Source organism: Flammeovirga sp. OC4, assembly GCF_000812565.1.
GTDB lineage: Bacteria > Bacteroidota > Bacteroidia > Cytophagales > Flammeovirgaceae > Flammeovirga.
In genome coordinates, this window is sequence record NZ_JTAM01000007.1 from 74,537 (window position 1) to 99,003 (window position 24,467).

General features: G+C 33.3%; 23 protein-coding genes. 19 read left to right on the forward strand and 4 right to left on the reverse strand.

Annotated features, from left to right (window positions below; all coding sequences use genetic code 11):
• Positions 1-18: 18 nt before the first annotated feature.
• Together PL77_RS07710 and PL77_RS07715 are read right to left on the reverse strand one after the other, a co-directional pair.
• Positions 19-423 carry a DUF1987 domain-containing protein gene (locus tag PL77_RS07710; RefSeq protein WP_044203484.1) on the reverse strand — a complete coding sequence of 135 codons (405 nt, stop codon included), beginning with the start codon at positions 421-423 and terminating at the stop codon, positions 19-21.
• 123 nt (positions 424-546) lie between these two features.
• Positions 547-1,239 carry an NAD-dependent deacylase gene (locus PL77_RS07715; RefSeq protein WP_044203486.1) on the reverse strand — a complete coding sequence of 231 codons (693 nt, stop codon included), beginning with the start codon at positions 1,237-1,239 and terminating at the stop codon, positions 547-549.
• 97 nt (positions 1,240-1,336) lie between these two features.
• On the opposite strand from PL77_RS07715, the gene PL77_RS07720 reads away from it, so the two are divergent.
• Positions 1,337-2,254 carry a 1,4-dihydroxy-2-naphthoate polyprenyltransferase gene (locus PL77_RS07720; protein ID WP_044203488.1) on the forward strand — a complete coding sequence of 306 codons (918 nt, stop codon included), beginning with the start codon at positions 1,337-1,339 and terminating at the stop codon, positions 2,252-2,254.
• 84 nt (positions 2,255-2,338) lie between these two features.
• Here the strand turns inward: PL77_RS07720 and PL77_RS07725 are convergent, their stop codons facing one another.
• Complete coding sequence (locus PL77_RS07725) at positions 2,339-4,009, reverse strand: OstA-like protein (RefSeq protein ID WP_044203490.1); 1,671 nt, start codon at positions 4,007-4,009, stop codon at positions 2,339-2,341.
• Positions 4,010-4,466: 457 nt separating this feature from the next.
• Between PL77_RS07725 and tilS the strand changes: the two genes are divergently transcribed.
• The 11 genes from tilS to PL77_RS07780 all read left to right on the forward strand — a co-directional run bounded on the left by tilS (position 4,467) and on the right by PL77_RS07780 (position 15,567).
• The gene (gene tilS / locus PL77_RS07730) at positions 4,467-5,735 is read left to right on the forward strand and encodes a tRNA lysidine(34) synthetase TilS (protein ID WP_172665820.1); all 1,269 of its coding nucleotides are present in this window, start codon (positions 4,467-4,469) and stop codon (positions 5,733-5,735) included.
• A gap of 16 nt (positions 5,736-5,751) precedes the next feature.
• Entirely contained in the window at positions 5,752-6,273 is a 522-nt protein-coding gene (locus tag PL77_RS07735; protein ID WP_044203494.1) for a Crp/Fnr family transcriptional regulator, read from the forward strand.
• Positions 6,274-6,396: 123 nt separating this feature from the next.
• Entirely contained in the window at positions 6,397-7,425 is a 1,029-nt protein-coding gene (locus tag PL77_RS07740) for a heme A synthase (RefSeq protein WP_044203495.1), read from the forward strand.
• Complete coding sequence (cyoE, locus tag PL77_RS07745; protein WP_371199181.1) at positions 7,385-8,326, forward strand: heme o synthase; 942 nt, start codon at positions 7,385-7,387, stop codon at positions 8,324-8,326. The genes PL77_RS07740 and cyoE overlap by 41 nt, the downstream gene beginning before the upstream one ends.
• 6 nt (positions 8,327-8,332) lie before the next feature.
• Positions 8,333-8,902, forward strand: coding sequence for a cytochrome c oxidase subunit 3 (locus tag PL77_RS07750; protein ID WP_044203498.1), 570 nt, complete (start codon positions 8,333-8,335; stop codon positions 8,900-8,902).
• 129 nt (positions 8,903-9,031) lie between these two features.
• Positions 9,032-9,787 carry a cytochrome c oxidase subunit 3 gene (locus tag PL77_RS07755; protein WP_044203500.1) on the forward strand — a complete coding sequence of 252 codons (756 nt, stop codon included), beginning with the start codon at positions 9,032-9,034 and terminating at the stop codon, positions 9,785-9,787.
• Positions 9,788-9,826: 39 nt separating this feature from the next.
• Complete coding sequence (locus tag PL77_RS07760) at positions 9,827-10,165, forward strand: cytochrome C oxidase subunit IV family protein (RefSeq protein ID WP_044203502.1); 339 nt, start codon at positions 9,827-9,829, stop codon at positions 10,163-10,165.
• Positions 10,166-10,258: 93 nt separating this feature from the next.
• Positions 10,259-10,933, forward strand: a complete 675-nt coding sequence (locus tag PL77_RS07765; RefSeq protein ID WP_044203503.1) for an SCO family protein — start codon at positions 10,259-10,261, stop codon at positions 10,931-10,933.
• Entirely contained in the window at positions 10,933-11,520 is a 588-nt protein-coding gene (locus tag PL77_RS07770; protein ID WP_044203505.1) for a DUF420 domain-containing protein, read from the forward strand. Before PL77_RS07765 ends, PL77_RS07770 begins: the two co-directional genes overlap by 1 nt.
• Positions 11,513-11,755 (forward strand): hypothetical protein, encoded by a 243-nt coding sequence (locus PL77_RS07775; RefSeq protein WP_044203506.1) that lies wholly within the window; start codon positions 11,513-11,515, stop codon positions 11,753-11,755. The genes PL77_RS07770 and PL77_RS07775 overlap by 8 nt, the downstream gene beginning before the upstream one ends.
• An 89-nt stretch (positions 11,756-11,844) precedes the next feature.
• The gene (locus PL77_RS07780) at positions 11,845-15,567 is read left to right on the forward strand and encodes an ATP-binding protein (RefSeq protein ID WP_044203507.1); all 3,723 of its coding nucleotides are present in this window, start codon (positions 11,845-11,847) and stop codon (positions 15,565-15,567) included.
• A 104-nt stretch (positions 15,568-15,671) separates the two neighbouring features.
• On the opposite strand, the gene PL77_RS07785 is transcribed toward PL77_RS07780, so the two are convergent.
• Positions 15,672-17,840, reverse strand: a complete 2,169-nt coding sequence (locus PL77_RS07785) for a hypothetical protein (RefSeq protein ID WP_044203510.1) — start codon at positions 17,838-17,840, stop codon at positions 15,672-15,674.
• Between the two features lie 310 nt (positions 17,841-18,150).
• On the opposite strand from PL77_RS07785, the gene PL77_RS07790 reads away from it, so the two are divergent.
• From PL77_RS07790 to PL77_RS07820, 7 genes are all read left to right on the forward strand, one after another.
• On the forward strand, positions 18,151-18,858 hold the full coding sequence (locus PL77_RS07790; RefSeq protein WP_044203511.1) for a trans-aconitate 2-methyltransferase: 708 nt from the start codon (positions 18,151-18,153) through the stop codon (positions 18,856-18,858).
• A 224-nt stretch (positions 18,859-19,082) separates the two neighbouring features.
• Entirely contained in the window at positions 19,083-19,973 is an 891-nt protein-coding gene (locus PL77_RS07795) for an MBL fold metallo-hydrolase (protein ID WP_044203512.1), read from the forward strand.
• 26 nt (positions 19,974-19,999) lie between these two features.
• Positions 20,000-21,169, forward strand: coding sequence for a sodium:calcium antiporter (locus PL77_RS07800; RefSeq protein ID WP_044203513.1), 1,170 nt, complete (start codon positions 20,000-20,002; stop codon positions 21,167-21,169).
• A gap of 106 nt (positions 21,170-21,275) precedes the next feature.
• Complete coding sequence (locus PL77_RS07805; RefSeq protein ID WP_044203514.1) at positions 21,276-21,611, forward strand: tetratricopeptide repeat protein; 336 nt, start codon at positions 21,276-21,278, stop codon at positions 21,609-21,611.
• Positions 21,598-22,959 (forward strand): exodeoxyribonuclease VII large subunit, encoded by a 1,362-nt coding sequence (gene xseA / locus PL77_RS07810; protein WP_044203515.1) that lies wholly within the window; start codon positions 21,598-21,600, stop codon positions 22,957-22,959. Before PL77_RS07805 ends, xseA begins: the two co-directional genes overlap by 14 nt.
• A gap of 49 nt (positions 22,960-23,008) precedes the next feature.
• Positions 23,009-23,212: an exodeoxyribonuclease VII small subunit gene (gene xseB, locus PL77_RS07815; protein WP_044203516.1), complete on the forward strand. Its 204-nt coding sequence runs from the start codon at positions 23,009-23,011 to the stop codon at positions 23,210-23,212.
• A 10-nt stretch (positions 23,213-23,222) separates the two neighbouring features.
• The gene (locus tag PL77_RS07820) at positions 23,223-24,461 is read left to right on the forward strand and encodes an ABC transporter permease (protein WP_044203518.1); all 1,239 of its coding nucleotides are present in this window, start codon (positions 23,223-23,225) and stop codon (positions 24,459-24,461) included.
• The last annotated feature ends 6 nt before the right edge of the window (positions 24,462-24,467 follow it).

The following is a 24,467-nucleotide window of genomic DNA, read 5'->3' on the forward strand; positions in this document are numbered from 1 at the left end:
TAGAGGATAAAAACATACTTAGCTGGCTATTTGATGCTTTTTGTCACTCATTATAATAGAAATATTGAGCTCCACATCTTCCGCTAATGTTTCAATGTCTTCATATAAGTCATCATCATTTTCAAATACATACCATTTCAATGATATTTCTTTGTTTTCGTGCGTCCATTCTTTCAAAGTAGATAGAACGTTGTAAATGCCCTTTGCCGATGGTGTATTAAAGTAATTCACACCAAAAGTTAATGCTAGGGTTTTGTTTTCTTCCAAATACTCGTTAATCCAATTTGTTACTTCTTTGTACAAGTAAAATGCATTTTCATGGAAGGACGCACCAGTTATTTCCCCTTTACCATTGTCTGCATTGAGAAAGATTTGCGGTATTTGCTTATTTTGTAAAGAAGCGTTAATTGATAAATTTTCCATTTAGATAGTTTCGTTAGTCTTACAATCGAATTACACAAGTCAATGATTCTCATTGAGTTATTAACAATAATAATGTAAAACATACACTTATACAATTATTTCATTAAAAAATTATAAGAAATTTCAATTTTTTGTTAATAAACCCTTTAGTATTTCTAGTCCTTCACTTCCTCCTTTCTCGATGAGGTGGATATTTCTTAAGTCCGCATTCTCAGGAATCTTAGGGTCAATTAAGTAGGATTTACAATGGGAGGGAGTGTAATGAATGAGATTAGCGGCAGGGTAAACTTGTAATGAAGTACCTACCACAATGAAGATATCACTTTGTTCAGTAATTTCAACAGCTGTCTCCATCATTGGTACATCTTCTCCAAACCATACAATATTTGGTCTTAACTGACTACCTTTCTCACATTTGTCTCCAATATTAATGACATCACTGTCCATGTTATAAACTAAGCTTTCATCAAGGGTGCTTCTTGATTGAAATAACTGACCATGTAAATGAATAATTTTGCTTGATCCTGCTCGTTCATGAAGGTCATCTACATTTTGAGTAATGACGGTAACATCATAATCTTTTTCTAATTCTGCTAATAGGAGGTGGCCTTTATTAGGTTCTGCTTTTTTGGCAGCTTTTCTTCTCTCATTATAAAAGTGAAGCACTAATTCTCTATTTCTACTCCAGCCCTGAGGAGATGCGACTTCCATAATATCGTGTCCTTCCCAAAGACCATCACTCCCTCTAAAAGTGGCAATTCCACTTTCCGCAGATATACCCGCACCAGTTAAAACGGTAATTTTTTTCCTTTTCATGTTAATTTCTCTCTAAACGTTATAAAATAGATGTGCTTTTGTCATATAAAGAAAGTAATATTGTCAGAACTTTTTAAAGAACATAATTTATTTTACAATGAAAGCTTGGATCCAGGCCTTTAGATTACGAACACTTCCACTCGCATTATCAAGTATTATTCTTGGTAGCTTGCTAGCATATAGACAATTAGAAGAATATTTCAGTTTTGAAATTGTAGGTTTGTGTGTTTTGACCACAATTTTTCTACAAATACTATCCAACTTAGCAAATGATTACGGAGATTCGGTGCATGGTGCAGACCATGAAGAAAGAGAGGGGCCCTCAAGAGCAGTACAGTCTGGAGCTATTTCATTGGGTGCAATGAAAACGGCAATGATCATTTTTAGCGTCTTGTCATTGTTTTCAGGTTTGACCTTATTATATATAAGTTTATCCTCATGGACGGAGTTCTTCTACTTCTTAGGTTTAGGTGTGTTGTCAATCATTGCAGCAATAACGTATACTGCAGGTAAGAAGCCTTATGGATATGCAGGTCTTGGAGATTTGAGTGTTTATATTTTCTTTGGGTTAGTAGGAGTGATTGGTAGTTATTATTTACAGGTGAAAGAATTAGATGTATTGTTGCTGTTTCCTGCATCTGCTTGTGGATTATTGGCAGTGGCAGTACTCAACGTGAATAATATAAGAGATATTGAATCTGATATAAAAGCTGGTAAGAAATCTGTCCCAGTTCGTATTGGAAGAAAATGGGCTGTTTTATACCATTGGGCATTATTATTTTCAGCAATGGGCTTAGCGTTACTTTATGTTTCCTATAATTTTGAATCGCCTTTACAGTGGTTGTTTGTTTTGACATTTCCTCTATTGAGGAAAAATGGCATGGCAGTGACACGCCTTACTCAGCCATCAGAATTGGATCCCTATTTAAAACAAATGGCAATGTCTTCGTTACTATTTTCATTGACATTTGGTATTGGTCAGTTGCTACCTTTATATGTTGATTTAGGTTTTTAATAATCCAAATCTTTAGAACATAAAAAAGCGAGATGATTTCATTAATTGAAACCATCTCGCTTTTTTTATGTCATTTGATTTAGCCTATTGCTTTTTCTTTATCAATCGGGTAGGATCAAAAAGTTTCTCGCCATTGTAGAATTTATTCAATACCTGAGACCCATCCCAAAGAATTTTAATCTGATCTGCTTGTTTTACTGGATCCCTAGGCATAGGGTCTGGTAAATCAGTTCTCAGTCTAATTCTTTCTAACAGTTCCTCTCTTGGAGGCATTTCATCAAATCTATTTTTAAAACCTGGTAAGTACATGTCCGGCTTTTGGATCTTACTTGGAGGTAATACATTTGAATTATGTTTGGCGTTATAGATGATGTTTTCTACTTCGTTATCTTGTACAAAGTAAATAGACATTGAAGGACAGGATGATTTGTTCAAAGCGTAAATATGCTTTTTATCTTCTGTTAATTGGAAGAACCTAGTCATACCATTACCTTTTACATCTACTTTATAAAGTTCGTTTTTCTCAAAATGTGCAATGATTTTTTTACCTTTTACTTGGTTGAAGTTTTCAATTGTATCTTCAGAAATAATAAAGCCATTTCTATTCAAATACAATCGTTCAACACCTTTAGATGTAATATCAGTTCTAATTGTGGTGGCTGTCATTTGTGACTTTTGCGCCCAAATTCTAGGATCATCATAGAAGTAAATCATTGAGTCATTATAGAAGTAAACCAATGAGTCACATCTTGATTTCATGTCGTGAGACCACATCGCTACATTATGGTAGGCATATAAAGTGTTTTCTTGCGTAGTAGTATCATTGATAGAGTGAAGCGTATCAGCAGCTAGATAATACATATCCATCCAGTTTCCTTTGATAGGTTTCGACATAAGAGCGTCGCCATATGCAAATGTTGAACTGTCTTTGTGGATAACGACATCTGCATAGATCATAGCAGTGTCTTGCTTACTGAAGAATACTACATTACCAAAAGCTTTACTGTCTCCTGTATCTTTATTCGTATCAATTTTATCACCGATTAAGATGTACTTTTCATTTTCAACAACAGCAGAACCTTCAAAGTGTACCATACCATTGCCATTGTTGTAAGTACCAGCATTAGCAACTACGTCTCCATCTTTACTGGTGATGGTTGTACGTGTATTAAATGTAGAGATCTTAGTTTCTCTGTCATAGATTAATTTTTCTGTTTCGAGGTGTTGAACCTGTACAGAGTCATCCATGACCACATCTTTGATAAAGATTAATTCTTTCTTTTGAAGATAACCTTCAATGGATGTAAGCACCATTGACTCTTGAATTACTTTACCACCTGTAAGGTATTTAGCTTCTTTAGTGGCAGTATAGTAATACAGCTTATCAGTGGTTAATGTAACGTCTTCGTCTATTAGTTTTACAATTCGGCCAGTAATTATTACTTCACCTTTTGTTTTTCTATAGTCAAGTTTGTCGCCGTATATTTTAGTTTTTTTGTCAACAACAATTACATTACCCGTAGCAACTACATCTTCTGTCTTACTATTTTGACGCGCTTCATCGCAATAAATAGTTGTTGATTGTTGAGTTAGAATTACCCTTTTTCCAGGTGCACTGTAAAAAACTCTATATCCAGGGATACCTTTAGATCTAGCAGCTTTTATCCTAACTTTATCTTCTTGCTGTCCATAAGATTGAAAACTTTGAAGTAAGGAAATCAAAATAAAAATGCTAAATAAAATCTGTTTCTTCATTGTATTTTTGCTGCTTAAAAATGTGATCACAATTTAGTGAGAGAAGGATTACTCAATTAAAAGCGGTGATCAATGCTTTGTAGACTATTCAGTATACATTACAAGAATGCAAATTTATCCTAGTTGCGTCTAAAAACAATATTTCGTGTGCTTTTAATGGAAAAATATTTGTAATTAATTTGACTCCAAGTGGTAAAATTTAAGTTAGCATAATAATTAAGGACTCGAATGAAAATAATTCGCATTAATTCTTAATATTGTTTTATGATTACTTCTTCTATTAAGTGTGGAATAAAACACCTATTAGGAGGGTAGACAATCGAAATACTTAGAATTTCTTGTTAATTATTTTTGACCAAGTACCTACTTGTATATGATAGACATTCATAAAACAGTTAATGACCAATTTTTAACTTTTCTTAATCGAATAGGCGTACAAACTCATAAAAATAAACTCTTGTTAGCATTTAGTGGAGGGGTAGACTCTGTAGTATTAGCTTTGTTTTTTAAACTGAATAAGATTGATTTTGCCTTGGCGCATATGAATTTTCAGCTTAGAGGAGAGGATTCGCTGCATGATGAACTATTTGCAAGAGATTTTGCAGAAAAAATTGGAGTGCCAATTTTTGTCAAGAAAGTAGATACAACAAAAAAAGTTGAAGAAGATCAGCAATCAGTTCAAATGGTAGCTCGAAGATTGAGGTATGATTGGTTTCAAGAGATACTCAAAGGAAATAATTATGATTTCATTGCAACAGCACATCATAAGTCAGATCATTTAGAGACAATACTTTTTAATTTGACTAAAGGAACGGGTATTGAAGGTCTTCATGGAATACTACCAAAAAGAGGAAATATTATTCGTCCACTTTTATTTCTGTCAAAAGATGAAATAATACAAATTGCTCAAGATAGTCAATTGGAGTGGAGAGAAGATAAATCGAATCAATCTACCAAGTATGCAAGAAATAAACTGAGGCATTTAGTAATTCCAATATTAAAAGAAATAAATCCTTCGGTTGAGAAAACAATTCAATTATCATCAGAGTTATTTTATAAAGTAGAACAAAACCTGTTTTATCAGCTTGAAATCTTTAAAAATAAGTATGTCAAGGAGTCAGAGGAGGAGATGAGTATCGCACTTAGAGAGATTCAAAGTATCGATGAGATCTTGTTGTTTTATTTCTTAAAACCTTATCAGTTTGATTATAAAACAGTTCAGGATTTATATCAAAACAAAGATAAATCTTCTCTAGTTTATTATTCAGCGAATAAAGTCATGGCACTCTATACGACTCAAAATGATGCAATTTTAAAGGAGATTTCTGATCGTACATCTGATTTTAGCTTGGCTACTAATATTACAAGTGAAGAAAAAGAGTTCTTTCACAAGCATAATAAAGTCATTGTAGTTGAAAAGCAGATTCATTCAGTGGATGAAATGAGTTTTGATCATATTTATATTCCAGAAAGCCTATTTCCTCTAACAATCAGAAATGTAAATAAAGGAGATCGAATTAAGCCTTTTGGAATGAAAAAAGGAAGTAAGAAAGTTTTTGATTTATTACAGGATGAGAAAATACCACAATACTTGAGAAGTGAAATATTAGTTTTGGAATCCAAGGATGGGGAAATATTGAGCGTTTTGGGCATTAGAAATTCAGAAAGTTTGAGAATAAGGAATTTTCCTTGCAAATTGATGATGATTTCTATAGAAAAGCATTAATACTAGATATACGTTCATGTTTAATATCTTCAAAAAGACATATAATAACGAAGAAAGAACACTTTTCGACTTTATGAGAAGAGGCATCTTGTTTTCCAAACTAACAGACGATGAACTCTCGAAGTTTACTCCTCATTTACACCTAAGACATTATACAAAAGGGGAAGTGATATTCTTTAGAGATGACCCAAGTCAGGCACTTTATCTTATCTCAAGAGGTATCGTGACTTTGAATATCGATATTGAAGATAAATTTGAAGATTTAGTTCACCTTAAGGCTACAGAAACTTTTGGTGATAACGCAATTTTGGAAGGAACCAATCGACCTTACAATGCCGTTTGTTTCTCTGATCACGCCGATGTTTATGTAATTCCTCAGGCAGTAATTCATAATATTTTTGAGGAAAACAATAAAATCAAAGCGAAAATGATGACGAGCATGGCAGAGATATATGACAGGTTTACAGCTCATTTGTTCCGTGCTTATAAAGAATCATTTGGATTTTTTGACCTTGGAAGAGCTTTTATGCCCTTTTAAGATGAATATTATCACAAATAAAACATGACAAATGTCATATAAATCAGATGTTTTTTATATTTTTGCGTTACAACCTATGAGTTGATCTTTGTTCCTTTTAATAAAGGTTAATTGATATTTAGTATGAACAGCAGGAATTTAACAAACAACGGAGCACTCTACAGAAGATTTGGAGTAATTACTGTCTATGCAGTATTTTTCTTAATTCTAGTGGGAGGGATAGTGAGAAGTACGGGTTCTGGAATGGGATGTCCCGATTGGCCAAAATGTTTTGGAACTTGGGTGCCACCAACGGATGTCAGTCAACTTCCAGAAGATTATAAAACGATTTTTGCAGTTCAAGGAAGAGAAATTGCAGACTTTTCACCAATTAAAACATGGATTGAATATGTCAATCGCTTAGTGGGAGTATTGATTGGATTCTTCGTTTTTCTAACATTAGTTTTTTCTTTCTCTTACAGAAAGGAAGACCCAGTGGTGACTTGGTGTTCATTTACAGCATTTGTATTAGTAGGTTTTGAAGGATGGTTGGGATCCAAGGTGGTGTCATCTGACCTGCATCCAGTATTAATCACACTACACATGTTGGTAGCACTAATTATTGTTGGTGTTTTGATATACGCCGTTGCAAGATCTCATAAAAAAGAATTGACCTATAAAGATCCTCATAATATCAAGACGATTAATAAATGGATGATTGGTATTTTGATGTTGTCATTCCTTCAGATTATTCTTGGTACACAAGTAAGAGAGTCTGTAGATATTGTTGCAAAAAGTTTTGATGAACAACAAAGAGAATTATGGATCGATCAATTAGGATGGACATTCCTTGTACATAGGTCTTTTTCTATCGTAGTATTGATTCTGAATATCATCTTTGTAAAGCATATATTTTCTGGTACTGAAGTCAATCACCCTTCGAGATTCTGGTCTAAAGTAATGTTAGGTCTTTTTGGAGTAGTGATTGCATCTGGAGCAATTATGGGACATTTTGCCATTCCTGCTTTCCTTCAGCCAGTCCATTTACTCTTAGGTTCACTAATTGTTGGATGCCAATTTTACATTGCATTGTTAGTGAATCACTCTAAAGTTCTAGAGAACACTATATCTTATGACAATAAGACATTCAAACAAAAAAACGCAACAGCATAATATGTTAGTAGCAGAAGTAAAAGAAAAAGAGCAGTTGATAACACCGAGGAAGAGTCGATTTAGAGATTTCTATGACTTATTGAAAGTTAGACTTACAATGGTTGTCGTATTCTCAGGCGTCTTTGGTTATTTGTTGGGGACAAAAGATGCTTCTGCAATTGAATTATTAGCATTAACCATTGGTAGTTTTCTAATTACGGGTTCTGCAAATACCATCAATCAAATTCTTGAAAAGGAATACGATAAGATGATGAAGAGAACAATGAATAGACCATTGCCATTGGGGATCATTTCAAGAAAAGAAGCAGCAATATATGCGGCAGTTCTTGCAGTTTTGGGAGGAGCAATCATGTTTACCTTTCTGAACGCATACTCCACTATGTTATCCTTGCTGTCCTTAGTCTTGTATGCCTTCGTGTATACACCACTAAAAAGGATTACTCCTTTATCTGTTTTAGTAGGAGCTTTTCCTGGTGGTTTTCCTCCTATGATTGGTTGGGTAGCAGCGACAGGTTTTATAGGTATAGAGGGGTTAATATTATTTGCGATCCAATTTATGTGGCAATTCCCTCATTTCTGGGCTATTGCTTGGGTAGCAGATAAAGATTACAAGAAAGCAGGGTTTAAGATGCTTCCCTTTAATGGAGATAAAGATGTAAATACAGCAATACAAATCTCGATTTATACTATGTTCTTGTTGCCAATGGGCTTCTTGCCTACGCAGTTTGGCGTAACAGGACATATTTCTGGGATTATTGCAGCATTGGCTGGTGCAGGTTTCCTATTCCAAACATTCGGCCTTATAAAAGATAAAACAGATAAAGCAGCATTGAAAATTATGTTCTCATCCTTTATCTACTTACCCATTGTTCAAATTGTATATTTAATAGATAAGATTTAAGAAACTATGTCAGTAGCAAATACACCTAAACGTCCTTTAAGCATGCATCCAAAGAAATTTGCGATGTGGTTGTTCATCGTTAGTGTAGTGATGATTTTTGCAGCTCTTACAAGTGCATACATCGTAAGACAAGCAGAAGGGAATTGGTATACATTTGAATTACCAAACATTTTGTATGCTAGTACAGTTGTTATATTAGTAAGCAGTCTGACGATGCATTGGGCTTATTTAGGAGCCAAAAAAGATAATATGTCACAATTGAAAAGTGCTATTACTTTGACATCTGTACTCGGACTTGTTTTCTTGTTCTTACAATTTATTGGATGGGAAGAGTTAGTGGACATCAATGTCTATTTTGTAGGTAATCCATCAGGTTCTTTTGTATATGTTTTGACAGGACTTCACGGTTTACACATTGTAAGTGGTATTATTTATTTGGGGATTATATTAGTAGAATCATATAGAAACAAGATCAATTCATCATCAATCGTAAGAATGGAGATGTGTGCCAATTATTGGCACTTCTTAGGTGGATTATGGGTTTATCTGTTTGTTTTTCTACTTTTGAATCGCTAAAGAATGACAATCGTCATAAAAAAATAGCACAAATGTCATCAAATAGTTGTTATTGTTAAAAAACGACCATTTATTTGTGTTAGGAAATATAATTCAAACAGACACTATAAAAATAACTTACAATTTTTTATGTCATCATCTACAACTTTGAAGAATCCCGTAGTTACTAAATGGGATGGTGGAGAGAGACCAATGAAAGCAACTTATGGAAAACTGATGATGTGGTTTTTCTTGGTATCGGATGCTTTTACATTCGCGTCTTTATTAATTGCATACGGTGTAGTTAGGTATATGCACCCAGCGTACGAAGGCCCTTATTCAGCTTTTGAATTTGCTACAAGTTCAGATAATTTTTACTGGCCTATTCCAGAAAAGGTATTTAATGCTTTCCCTGGTTTACACGGAGTGGATGCTCCATTGATGTTCGTAGGTTTAATGACATTTATTCTTATTCTTTCTTCAGTAACCATGGTATTAGCAGTAGAAGCAGGAGAAAGAAAATCAAAAGCAGAAGTTGAAAAGTGGATGCTTTGGACAATTGTAGGTGGTATTACTTTCCTTGCATGTCAAGCTTGGGAATGGTCTCACTTTATTCACGGTACTGACGAAGGTGTAATCAGAGATGGTGTTCAAATTTTTGGTGCCAATTTAAGAGAGAACCAATACGGTCCTCAATTATTTGCTAGTTTCTTCTTCTTTATTACAGGTTTCCACGGTATTCACGTAACCTCTGGTGTTATTATTAATATCGTGATCTTCTACAACGTAGTAATGGGTACTTATGAGGAAAGAGGTACTTATGAAATGATTGAGAAGGGAGGTTTATACTGGCACTTTGTCGATTTAGTGTGGGTATTCGTATTTACTTTCTTCTACCTTGTATAAGACAGAAAATTAGATTAAAAACCATTAAAGAATAAAGATATGGCACATTTTGATGCTTCAATGACACCTGAGCAAATCAAAGCAGCTAAAATGAAAACTGTAGTAAAAGTAACTGCAATTTTAGCTATCGTAACTATTATTGAATTTATCTTTGCTTTTGCATGGCCTGACGGCGCTAGCAGAACACCGTTAAATATTATTTTTGTTGCTTTAACTTTAGTGAAAGCAGGTTATATTATTTGGGAATTCATGCACCTAGGACATGAAACTAAACTTTTAAAGTTTGTTATCTTATTCCCATTACTGTTTTTAGTATGGTTATTAGTAGCCCTTTTTGATGAAGGTGGAGCAGTTGTAACTGCTATTCAGAATTGGTAATCCCAAATTTTGGATAATATTAATCAATAATATGGTTTGATTTCTTCACCTTTGTAGAAATCAAACCATATTTACTTTTATAGCACTATATCAATGAATAAACCTAATGCGAAAAAATGGATTTTTCTATTTGCACTAATAGGAACTCCATTATTTATCTTCTTCTTCTTGAAGAACTTCGGAACAAACGAATATAAACTAGAATCACCAGAAGAACTTCAGGTGTACAACTTAAAGTCGGTAAATTGTACACCAAACGAGATCAATGGAGTACATAGAATTCCCTCTTTTGATTTCTTGAACCAAGATAGCGTTCGATTCACAAATAGAAATCTGGAAGGAAAGGTTTATGTAGCAGATTTCTTTTTTACATCTTGCCCTGACATCTGTAAAGCGATGACATCAGGTTTGCTAAGAGTACAAGAACGTTTCAAAAATGAAGATAGATTAGAAATCTTATCCTTTTCTATTGATCCTAACTACGACACTCCAACAGTCTTGAAAGACTATTCCCAAAAGAATAAGATAGATACGAAAAAGTGGAATCTTTTGACAGGGGATAAACAAACGATCATGGACTTAGGTCAATGTGGTTTCTACATTACCGCCAAAGAGGAGGCACTTGGTCAAAGTACATCTCTATCACATTCAGATAAATTAATATTAGTAGATACTGAAGGAAGAATCCGAGGATTTTACAGTGGAACAGATCAGGAGGATGTGAAAAGATTATTAACTGAGATATCAATACTATTAACAGAAAAATAATGGAACAGGTAATTACAAACAAAAATGATAAACTACCGATGATTGTAATCGGGGTAGTTTCAGTTTTAATACCAATCGTTGTAGCATTACTACTTTTTATACCACAAACAGGTAAGTTGGGGGATCTTGATGTTTCCTTTCTACCTCACCTCAATGCAGTAATTAATTTCTCTTGTGCGGTAGTACTTCTTTTAGGAGCTTATTTTGCCAAAAAAAGAAAATTAGAATTGCATAAACTAATGATGTATATAGCGTTTACATTAGGAGCTATATTTTTAGTATCTTATGTAATCTATCATTTCCAAGGCGGACACACCGTTTTTGGAGATTTAAATGCGGATGGGATTCTATCAGAATCTGAAAAAGCAGAAGCAGGGTCTTTAAGAACTGTATACATAGTGATATTATTATCACATATCGTTTTGTCAGCTGTCGTAGTTCCGTTTGTGTTATTGGCAATTTATTTTGCAATTTCAAAGAAATTAGAAGCTCACCGGAAAATTGTAAAGTGGACTTTCCCAATCTGGGAATACGTAGCAGTAACAGGTGTAATTGTTTATTTATTAATCAGCCCATACTATGCTTAAGAAAATATTTTTATCAATCGCTATTTCTATACTTTCTACTGTAAGCCTGTTTGCACAATGTGCAATGTGTAGAGCAACTGTAGAAAACAATATCAGTGACGGATCAAGTGCAGTTGGTGCGGGATTGAATAATGGGATTTTATACCTTATGGTAATGCCTTACATTATTATTTCCTCTATCGTTTATTTATGGTATAGAAAAACTCAAAAAGAGAAGCAAGCTCTTTCTATTTAATAATAAATATTGACCATTTCAAAAAACTTCAATAAGTTCGCCTTGTTGAAGTTTTTTTTTGTAGTATTGGGTATTCCAATCGATTTTTTATGACAGCTAAGCAATTTTTTAGAAAAGTTTTCGGTGTAAAAAATAAAGTCATCATAGGGGGTGTCTTTATGTTCCTATCTATCATTATTTATCTAGTAAATATAGAATTTTATAGTGATGATAAGTATGACTCCTATGTTCAAAATCGAATTATTGATTTGAGTAAGAATGCTGATGATGCTATTTATGAGATCAAGCAATCTTTGAAAGGTCAAAAAGGGGAAACTATTCAATTTAAATCTTTATTATCTGTAGATTCAGGTCCAACTTATATTTTCAAAAAAGGGGAGTTAGTTTATTGGTCTGACAATAATTTAAAATTAAAATATATTGAAGATAAGCTATTTAACTATTTTGTAGAAGATGTTATAAAAAAGGAAGACTCATACTACTACGTTAGAAAATCAAATATATTATTATACAACCAAGATTACGAGATCTTTGTTATAGTACCTCTACTTATAAAGTCAAATTATCAATCTATAATTCTTCCTGATTATGTAAATAAGTTTGTTTTTGGAAGTAAGAAGCAGCCCAAACTAGCAAAATTTAAAGTCAATAGTAATTACAGAAATATCAAGACAAAGCTTGATAAATACCTTTTCTCAATTGATGTGTCAAATAGAACAATTGTAGAATTTTTCCCTTGGCAATTTTTTCTAGTCTCTGTTTTACTTGCCGTTTTCTTTCTGCTATCGTCACTCAGTACTTATATCACCGAGAAAATTTTAGAAGGCTACTCTGTTTTTGTGATGTTGTCGGTTTTTTTAATTGGAGTGGTCCTTTTACATCAGATAGTACTTGATATAATAAGTAACCCTCTCATTAAAGATGAATACAAAGTATTAGAACCTATTAGAACCTCTTTTGTGGGATCTTGGGATTCTATCGCAGTTATTCTACTAGACTTTGTATTTTGCTTACTGATTTTCAGATGGATTTCTAAAAACTTTAAATATCTTTTTTCTATTCGATCGATTATCGATTTAGATTCGAGGGTGAAAATAGGGATTAGTGTTTTCATGATTATTGGTTACTTTTTCATAATTAATGGTTTTAAAGATGTATTTGTCAATGTTTTTGAAATTATTCTTACCTATGAGATAGAGCTGACTTTCTTTGAGATGAATACACTCATATTTTTATCTCAACTAATTGCACTGATGGGGTTCTTGATGATGGGACTGACTGCTCATTTCTTTATGAGATTGATTTGTTGGTGGTTAGATTTTTATGGTAAATCAATAGCTCTCTTAATTTCAGTTCTAACGGTATTTATCCTTCAATTCTTCTTTGAGCCTTTTGACCTTATTTTAATAAACCTTGTTGCTATTTTTATTGGGGTTTCTCTCATGATCAAATCTCCCAACTATTATGCAAGTGGTAGGTTTCCGGCAATCATGTATCTCATTTCACATATTGTTTTGTTCTCTACAATGGGTGCAATAGTAATAGAAAGTGTTCAAACAAAAAAAGACGAAGCTTTTAAACAGAAGTTTGCATTAAAACTGATGGACAATGATGACTTTGTTAAAACGCTGCTTGAAAAAACTATAGCACAAATTGAAGAAGATAATAGTGTAATAGATGCAATGGCTTTTCTCAATAAACCATATGGAATAGAGGTTTCAAAAAATATTAAGCTGGAACTAGTGGAGTGGCTTGGTAATCGATTTGATATAAAAGTCAATATGTTGTTCGATAATGGTGAGAATGTATCTGGAGAGTATGATCATGAACAGTTGCTTAATTCATTTCAGGAAAATAATGATTCAAAAATAACATTGGGATTGAATACCAAAATGGACCTTCAAAAAGGTACCTATAGCTACCTTTGTAATATACCAATTGTTGATAAATTTGAGTCTACAGATACTTTAGGTTATTGTTTAATAGAACTTTATCAAAAGTCAATCGGGGGGAAGTACTTTAGATCTACATTGTTAGATGAGGATTTTATCATTGGAAATTCCCAAGAAGATTACTCTTACGCAATCTTTTTTAAAGGAGAACTAATTTTTAGTGCGGGGGATTATAATTACTCCAATAACTTCTTAGAAGAGTCTTTTAAAGAAGGAACAATTTATCTATTGTCCAATGTGAAATTTAATGGTTATGAACACTTATTACTACCTAACACGAACAATAGAATAGTTGTAATTTCTTCTAAAGAGTTTAATTACCTTAATTATTTCAAGGCCTTTTCTTCCTATTTTACTGTTCTGGTATTTATAGTTTTCTTCACTTTCAACCTCACAAATTACCTCAGAAACCCTTTGGAGTATTCGAGAAGTTTCTCCACAAAAGTACAAATCTACCTCAACCTGTCAATCTTCTTTCCAATCTTCTTGTTAGCAATAGTAATGGGTTCAGTGATGGTTACAACTACAAAAATGGAAGTTGAAAGACAATACTTAGAGAAAGCTCAAATTGTGGCAAGTAACCTTTTCAAAAATCACGAGTTATCTAAAAATTACTCAGAAAATGAGACGATAAAGCTAGATGTGTTTATCGAAGAGTTATCTGATATTATGCAAGCAGACATCCGTTTTTATAACAAACAGGGTATTTTAAAGTCTGCTTCTGATAATGAAATTTTTGATGAAGAAATTCTATCTGCTGAAATTAACCCTCAAGCTTACGTTGGTATTGTAGAAGAAAAGAAAACTAGGGTTGTTCTTAAAGAACAGATTGGTACTTTGGAGTATAATACATCTTATATTGGTGTGAAAGCCTTCAATACTGGTAAAGTAATGGGAATCGTCAGTATACCATTTTTCAAGTCTTTAAACCGTTTGGATGATAGATCTTTGGAAGTAATCACTACAATCATGATGATATTTACAATATTATTCCTGACATTACTTCCAATCGTTCATTATGCTGCCCAAGGACTTTTAAGTCCCATAAAACTAATTATTCCAGAGTTGAATAGAATAACTTTGAGTAAGAAGAATGAGCCTATTCAATACAATGCTCATGATGAGTTTGGACAATTGGTTGGAGAATACAATAAAATGTTAGCGAAGTTAGAAGAGTCCAAAAAGGAATTAGAGCAGAGTCAAAGAGAAAGTGCTTGGAGAGATGTAGCAAAGCAAGTTGCTCATGAAATAAAAAACCCTCTGACTCCAATGAAACTGTATTTACAACAGTTGGAAAGAGTAGCACGTACTGACGATAATCCGAAATTGATGAAAGCGACAAAAATGCTTATTAATCAGGTAGATACATTAAGTGGTATAGTGACTTCATTCTCTTCATTTGCAACGATGCCAGTTCCGAAAAGAGAAGAATTCAATTTGTCAAAAGTCATTCAACAAACTATTCTTTTACATTCAAGTAAATCCAATATACATTTCTCAAACACTCAAGTTGGAGCCGATGTTATTGTTGAAGGTGATGAAAAGTTAACTGCTAGAATTTTAAGTAATTTGATATTAAATGGAATACAGGCAATAGATGATGATAAGAAATCAAAGATAATCATTGATCTTTATGAAAATGGAGAAAAAGCTATTGTAACTGTGATTGATAATGGTAATGGTATTCCTGAAGATGTTCAGAATAAGGTTTTTGTGCCAAATTTCACAACGAAAGAGACAGGTTCAGGTATTGGTCTAGCCGTTGCAAAGAGAGGTATCGAGCAAATGGGTGGAAGTATTTGGTTTGAGACTACCGAAGGAGATGGTACTTCTTTCTTTGTAGAATTTTTAATGGTATAAGTAGCTGATCATAATTAAATATTTTCTAAATGTAGAATGAATTGATCTCAGGTTTCGTTAAAATGCATTTAAGCTATAGATAATTTTGAATAGGTACTTAGTTATTAAAAACTGACACTTATACCAGGGCCTATCATCCAAAAGAAAGTTTCTGCTTTTAAGAAATATCCAAAACCGACGTACAATGGTAAAGAGAGTTTACGACCAGGCCGCTGTAGAGGGTGTACACTCGCTAGTGCTACAATTCCTAAATCTCTTTCTACATCAATATTGTCACTTAGGTTGAAGGCATTTAGAGCAATTGAACCAACACCAACTCTGTAAGGTCTCACTTTACCGATTGTTCCAGGTTTGAAAAACTTAAATTGGGCAATAGCTGAAATACTAATACCACTAATGCCAGATGAAATATCATCTTCATTTGCTTTTTTAACAAGTAATCCGGCAGGGAAGGAAAGCTCTACGTCAAATTGAGACTTTTTAGCGGCATAGATTTCAATTTTTTTTGTGTGTATCTGTTCAGAATATTTATCTTTTTGGTGTTTAAGGTAAATTTCAATTTTTGACCAATCCTCTAATCGATGTGTCTTAATACCTAAGTACTTGTTGAGTGTTATCAAAGGGTCAGTACAATTATTTTTTTCATAGTTATGATATCGGGGAGAGGAGTTACCTGGACATATCACAATATTCTCATCTTTTGCGATTTCTACCAATTGACCCGCTGGACCGATGACTCTTACATCTAACGTAATGTACTGTTTTCCATAGAGGAGTCCATCGTCAATCCAATCGGGGTTAAAACGAAGGATAACATCTGTCATGGCCTTAAAGTAAAAAATAGGTTTCTCTATCTCAGAAACTAGTCGAGGAGCATTCCCGTAGTCTATGGTGACAAAATCAAAATCTCTTGGGGATTGCTTTTCTTTGATTTTTAAAGAAAGGCCTGTAAACTCATCTCCATTAAAAATTTTAAGCTCTTTGCGATTAATATTAATAGGGATGGAAATCTGCATCGTTTGCATATTCTTAGTGATATTAACGGAGTCAATACTTAAGTTTCGAAGTCCATCAAACATAAAACGTGCATGTTGCATCTGTTCCCCTTCAAATTTAATCGCTACCGTTTCTCCTGGGTAGACATCTAAATTGTCCGTCCAGTTTTTGCCTGCATGAAGCACTTGAGTACTTTTAATAATAGTTTTTGAATTAATACTGAAGTTGGTAATAAATACTGGATCATCACCATCTTTTATGTATAAATATCCATCTTGGAAGTTGTGGTAATCATAGACTCTCAAAGCACACATTGTACGGTTATTACTAAGGTTATTTTTCGTGAAAAGTTCTGCAACTAGTTTTCCTCCTCTTTCTTCTTGTGCTTCAATTCTATAGGTTTTATTAAGTAATAACTTCCTGTTTTGTTGGATTTGAATCTCTAAACCTTCTTGTCCATGTTCTTCTGCATCATATATAACTTCACTTTTGTCGGTAGAAAGGAAAGTAAGACGAGGTGCTTTTACCGTAAACCTTAAATTTAAAGGAAGGGTCTCATATTGAGGGTTCCCAAAAAGAAAATTAGGAGCGAATGTCTCAAGAGCAATTTCTGTAGAAAATGTATTTAATGACTTTGGTAGAATACCTAGGAAGATCCTATTTTCTCTTCTAGAAACCCTCCAAGACATAAACTCTTGCTCATGCCAAATATTGTCTACCCTAATATTCATAGGGTGATTGGTCAATATTTCATATTCCCTTTCTTCTCCAATATATAATTCACGAACTTCATTACCTTTTTTATCAATCAGTTCTACTGATGTATTTGTATAAGGCATCAATTGCTGTTCATAAGTTAATTCTTTACCATCAGCGGTCCATAAGGCTATAATGATAGCGGGTCTAAGTGTCGTGGTTGCTTTATTGAATTGAATACGGAATTTATATATGTTGTCAGCAACAGGTAAAGGGTAATCGACTACTTTAATTTCTGAAGTAGGAATTAATTTAAGATCAACAATATTATCATCATTCTTTAGGTAGACTCTGACCTCAAAGACTTGATCAATACTATTGAAATGAAATGGTAATGTTTTTTCATTTCTTCTTTTCCTGTTCAATACTATTCCATGAGATGTGAGGTTCGTGATTGTAGTATCACTAATAATCTCAATATCTTTAATGTAATGACCTACTTTTTGAGCGTAAAGTGTTTCACCCAATAATGAAAAAAATAATACAGTGAATATGAAAAAAAACTGTTGTGAGTTATTCATGCTATTTAACTTAGAAGCACTAAAGTTACATTAAAGACGCAATTAAATACAATATACAAAAAAGATTGAGGGGTGATATTGTTGATTTTATAGAATCTATTATTAATTTAACATGACTTTAAATACGAAGAACATAATTGAAGGCCTCTCTTTAAGTGAAATTTCACTTTTTTAAACGACTTATGACAGTGCATTTCTGTTGGAGATTACTCTTTAAAAAGAAGAGATGTATTCATTCGTTTTTAATCTTTAGTTTTTATAGATGAGAGAGGATGTGTGTTCAAAATAAAATAAACTAACGAAAAAGCTTATGGAAAAATCAACAATTGAAGAAATTAAAGAGCGATTCGATAATGATGTAGAACGCTTCTCGAATTTAGAGACAGGCCAAGTTTCAACGATAGACGCGACAGTTAGCTTAGAACTAATAACTGAAGCGGCAAAAAACGTAAATTTGGAAGCACAAGAGTTGTTGGACATTGGTTGTGGTGCCGGTAACTATACGCTAAAAATGTTGACCAAAATTGCTGATTTAAACTGTACGCTCAATGACTTGAGCCTTCCAATGTTGGAAAGAGCCAAAGAAAGAGTTAGTAGTGAAACAAAAGGTAGTGTTACCGTATTACAGGGTGATATAAGAGCTATTGATTTAGAGGAAGGGAAATTTGATATCATCTTGGCAGGTGCCGTATTACATCATCTAAGAGACGATCAAGACTGGGAAGAAACATTCACCAAACTTTTTAAATTATTGAAAAAAGGGGGATGTTTAATGATTTCAGATTTAGTACTCCAGGAAAATCCAAACATCAATAAAATGATTTGGGAAAAATATGGTCTATACCTTGAAAGTATCGGAGGTGAAGAATATAGAGCAAAAGTACTTGATTACATTGAAAAAGAGGATTCTCCAAGATCTATTACTTATCAATTAGAATTAATGAAGAAGATAGGGTTCTCTTCCACAGAGATTTTACATAAAAATTTGTGTTTTGGAGCATATGGTGGAATAAAGTAAATTAATGATCTTTAGATACCAAAGTAATTATTCGTGACGCTCAAATTTCAGTGATTTTCTTTTCTTATTAGATTGAATATTTTATCATTTCTTGAAGTTGATTTTGGTCAGTTAATGACAAATAAAAGAAGTGGGGAAATTATACCTAAGGTGATTTCTGTTAAATTACATTGAAATAGAACCTACTTTTAGTAGTAAAAACATAAACCCTAATTAATTTTTTAATGTTTAACATACATACCTTAGATCTAAATTTTTTAGAAAACCAAGAAGCAATAGCTTCTTACCTAATTGAAACTTCAGAAGGTCCTATTTTAATAGAGACAGGCCCATATTCTACATTCAAAAATCTTCAAGATAAACTAAAAGAGTATGGGTATAAGCCGGAAGATGTTCAACATGTATTTATTACTCATATCCATTTAGATCATGCAGGAGCTGCGTGGAAATTTGCAGAATTTGGAGCAAAAGTTTATCTTCACCCTTTTGGAGAGAGGCATATGGCTGATCCAACTAAACTCATGGCTTCTGCTAAACAGATCTATAAAGAAGATATGGATCGTCTTTGGGGAGATATGAAATCGATTCCTACTAATTTATTACATGCTACTGCTCATGAAGAAATAATCACGATAGGAGATACGGAAATAAAAGCTTGGCACACGCCGGGGCACGCCAATCACCATATTGCATGGCAAATAGGAGATAACTTGTTTACAGGCGATGTGGCGGGTGTAAAAATCGAAAATGGTCCAGTTGTGGCACCTTGCCCACCACCAGATATTAATTTGGAGAAATGGCAGGCCTCAATTGATCTAATTCGGGAAATATCTCCTTCAAATTTATACTTAACTCACTTCGGTGCCGTTAGTGATATAGAAAGTCATCTTATTGCATTAGAAAAAGACCTTTATGAAACTGCTGATATAATTAAAGGTTATATTGATCAAGGGTTATCCCTTCCGGAAATGGAGGATCTATTCATTAATCATGTCGATAACGCATTAAGGGCACTAAATTTGACGGAAGAAATGCTGAAACAATATGATGCTGCTAACCCACCTTTTATGAGTGTGGCAGGATTACTAAGGTATTGGCAGAAAAAATTGAACTAGAAACTTTTTAATAGGTTAAACAAATAATGGAGATAATCTCAGGTCTTGTTATTATATTTTTTGCATGTATTATTATTTGGAAAGCATGCGATGGTTTTGAAGACGCATCAGGATTCTTAGGCCGTAATATGAAGGGAGGAGTAAAGGGAGCGACAATCGATGCGATCGGTAGTTCAATGCCAGAGTTATTTACAACATTCTTCTTCTTAGTGTTAACGGGTGATGCTGCAGGTTTTGCCAGCGGTATAGGAACCACATCAGGTAGTGCAGTTTTTAACATTATGATTATTCCAGCGGCGGTAATTATGAGTGTTATTGTAATCAACAGAAAAGTTCAATACATCAATGTTAACCCGAAAGTAATATTGAGAGATGGAATTGCTCTAATGCTCGCTATCCTTTGTTTAATTATTTTTGTCTCTGAAAAAACTTTAGAGTGGTATCATGGTGTATTTTTGATGTCGCTTTATGTTGTTTATGTTATTTCACTGTTCTTTATCAAAATGGATTCTGAAGGTGATGATGACGAGGAGTATGAATATGAAGCAGGATCTGGAGGGAGATTGAAGGCTTTATTGAAATTGGATTTATCTCATGCTATATTAGGTAACAACGATATGAATTCAACTAGAGCATGGATTCTTCTTATACTATCTACTTCTATTGTTGGTGGATCTTGTCACCTTTTGGTAACGGGATGTGAGATGCTAGGAGATGGTTTAAACTGGAATACATACGTGGTAGCTTTAATTTTTGCTGCAGCGGCAACATCCGTTCCTGATACGATTATCTCTGTAAAGAGTGCAAACAATGGAGCTTACAATGATGCAATTTCCAATGCATTAGGAAGTAATATTTTTGATATTTGTTTTGCTTTAGGTATGCCACTAACGATTTATACGTTAGTGTACGATAAAAGTATAGTAATGACGGGAGGTAACGATGAGATGCACTTTATTGGGCAGTTCAGAGTTTTACTTCTTTTCTTAACTTTATTTGCTACCATGATTTTTTATTATGGAGCAAAGAGAAAGAAATTGGGAGCAAAAAGTGGTTATTTATTAATTCTCCTCTACGTCCTCTTTATTGTTTACACATTGGCATACACTTATGATGCTTCGTTTATTGATGGTTTGAGTCAGTTCTTAATTGATATCAATGACTTTTTGGTAAACCTAAGCCCTTTCCATAAGTAGGCGTGATAACATTATGAAAAGAAGGTCAGTTCTTTAAAAAAGAGCTGACCTTCTTTTGTTTGATGCAAAAATGAAATTATTTATCTTTCGTGTTAAAGATTAAAAAATGAACACAAAGAGATTAGATCAATTATTTGCTTTTTATAAAGAAGACCCTTCGGACCCTTTTGTAATTTATGGAATTGCAACAGAATATGCATCAGTGGAAAAGTGGGAAGAAGCAATAAAATATTATGAGATTCTATTAAAAGAGCATGAAACTTATACCGGTACATATTATCATGCTGCTTATGCTTATGCTGAAAATGGACAGTCAGATAAAGCCGAAGAGACTTATAAAACGGGGTTGAAAATATGTCAGCAAGAGAAAGATCATCACGCTTTTAAAGAATTACAATCTGCCTATACTAATTTTCAATTAGAAGAAGATGACGAGTGGTAAAAACATTTATTCTCTTTCACAGCTAAATAGAAGTATTGAACTTCACCTTTTAAAGGTGAAGTCTTCTTTTTGGATCAAAACAGAAATTGCCCAATTGCAATATAATGGAGGTCATGCTTACCTGGAATTAATTGAGAAGAATGAAAACCAAATTATTGCCAGAAATAGAGCAACAATATGGAAAGCGGAGTTGCAAGTTTTTAAGCATAGGCTGAAATCAATTTTTGATGAAGTAGTAAAGGTGGGAGTCAATGTCTTAGTCGAAGTGTCAATTAAATACCATGCAGTATATGGCCTTTCATTACAAATTGAAGATATCGATGAGTCGTTTAGTATAGGAGAACTTGAAAGAATACGAAAAGAAAATATAGCAAAGCTTGAGCAGTTAGGTGCTTTTGAATGGCAAAAACAACTAAAACTGCCTATGGTAGCTCAAAGAATTGCTGTGATATCCTCCTCAAAAGCGGCTGGTTTTGAAGATTTCAATCAACATTTATTATCAAACAATGAAAATTATAAGTTTGAGGTGAAACTTTTCAAAGCAACTGTACAAGGGCAAAATGCGAGTGAAGAATTACTTGCGGCTCTTCATAAAATTGATAAAGATAATTTTGATGTTGTGGTAATGATTAGAGGTGGAGGGGCAAAAGCTGATTTAGTTGCGTTTGATGATTATCATTTATCTTATGCAGTAGCAAAATGTGAATTGCCAGTGTTGACAGGTATAGGACACGATAGAGATCTCTCTATCGTCGACATGGTAGCACATGAAAACTTTAAAACCCCCACTGCAGTAGCTCATTATTTATTAGATAAGGCATTTGGATTTGATAAAAAAGTGGATTTAAAGTTAGAACGTATACACCGAATACTAACAGAAAAAATACAATTTAGAAAATCTACATTAAGGTTCCACGTCACAAAAACATTACCTGCCTTTCAGAAGAAAATTGAGCAAGAGCATTTCAAAATTGAAAAGCAACGCTTTAACCTGAAGAATTTAATTACTACAAATATAGATTTTGAGAAGTTTAAGTTAAATCAAAAGAAGGTGTACTTTTCAAAGCTGTCAACAAAACGAGAGGTAGAAAAACTAGATCAGTTGTGGGGACATTTTCAATTTTCTCTTAAAAATAGGTTAAAGGAAGAAAAGTATAAGCTTTCAATGAAAGAAGTAAGTATAAGGTCTAAAGACCCTTTGGAAGTATTGGCATTGGGTTATTCTATGACTTTGAAAGATGGAAAACTCGTTAATCCGCAACAACTCAAAAAAGGAGATAAAATACAAACCCATACTCATCATAAAATTATTGAAAGTATAGTCGATAAAATAGATGAAAAATTGTAATATTTTTCGACTACCTCTTAACTTGCATCCACAATATTGAAAAAAAAGAATGTCAGACAAAAAAGAGAATTTATCATACGAATCTGCCCTTGAGGAATTAGAGAGTATTCAAAAGAAACTGGAGTCAGAGGAAGTGCCTATAGATCAATTATCACAATTGGCCAATAGAGCAAAATTCTTGGTACAATGGTGTAAGGATAAGTTGAAGGATATTGATAAGGAATTATCAGAAATTTTTGTCGAGGACCAATAGATTTTTTTGAATGAAAGAAACAAAGAATTTACCTTATTTTATATCAAAAAGGTTAAGTCAACATAGAAATAATTCATTTACAAAGCTGATATCAAAGATAGCTATTGGTAGTGTGGCGTTGGGTGTGGGAGCCTTAATTTTGGCATTTTCTATTTTTTATGGATTTAAAGAAGGTATTGAGGAAAAACTTTTCTTACATGTAGGTCACCTTAATGTTGAAAAGTTTACAATGAATAGGAGTAAAGAAGAACCTCCTGTCAACGTAAATAAATCTGTTCTTTATAATGAGAAAGAACATTTACCTGGTGTGAAGAACGTATATAGTTACGCACATAAATGGGGTTTGTTGAAATCAAATGACGAGGTGTCGGGAATTTTAATTAAAGGACTTTCCGAAGATTATGATGTATCGAGATGGGATACTCAGATGGAAGAGGGAAGGTTTCCTGAGTTTGAGAAAGATAAAAAAGGGTCAAAGGAAATAGTGATTAGTAAAGCATTAGCGACTAAAATGCACTTGAAGATAGGAGATGATATTATCATCTATTTTATCCAACAACCGCCAAAGGCTCGTAAAATGAAGATCTCTGGAATTTATAATACTGGCCTTGAAGATTTTGATGAACTTGTTGCATATGGTGATATAAATCTTGTAAGAAGGCTTAATAATTGGGGTGATTCTTTAGTAGGAGGAATGGAACTAATGCTTCATAATTTTGATACGATTGAAGCAACTTCAGAATATTTAGACGAAAACTATGTTGATGTTCACCTTATATCAAGAAGTGTAAAAGATAAATATGCACATTTTTTCGATTGGTTTCAGATGCTGTATAACAATGTTTGGATTTTCTTAATTGTAATTACAAGTGTAGCCATCTTTAATGTAATTTCTATTATGTTGATTTTAATAATGGAGAGAACTTCTATGATTGGAACATTTAAAGCATTGGGCGCTACAAATAATCTTTTACAAAAGATATTTATTTTTGATGGAATTCGAATGGCTGTAAAAGGAATGTTGATTGGTAATTTTATTGCTATTTCCTTTGGTATCATCCAAAATCAATTCAAATTAATCCCACTAGAAGCATCTACGTATTATCTTGATCATGTGCCTTTTAGTTTTCATTGGGATACTATTTTTATTATTAATATCACTATAATTATCTTGACTTCAATGAGTTTGCTCGTACCTACCTCTATTGTTTTAGGTATATCACCGATCAAGTCAATCAAATTTAATTAGTGATTA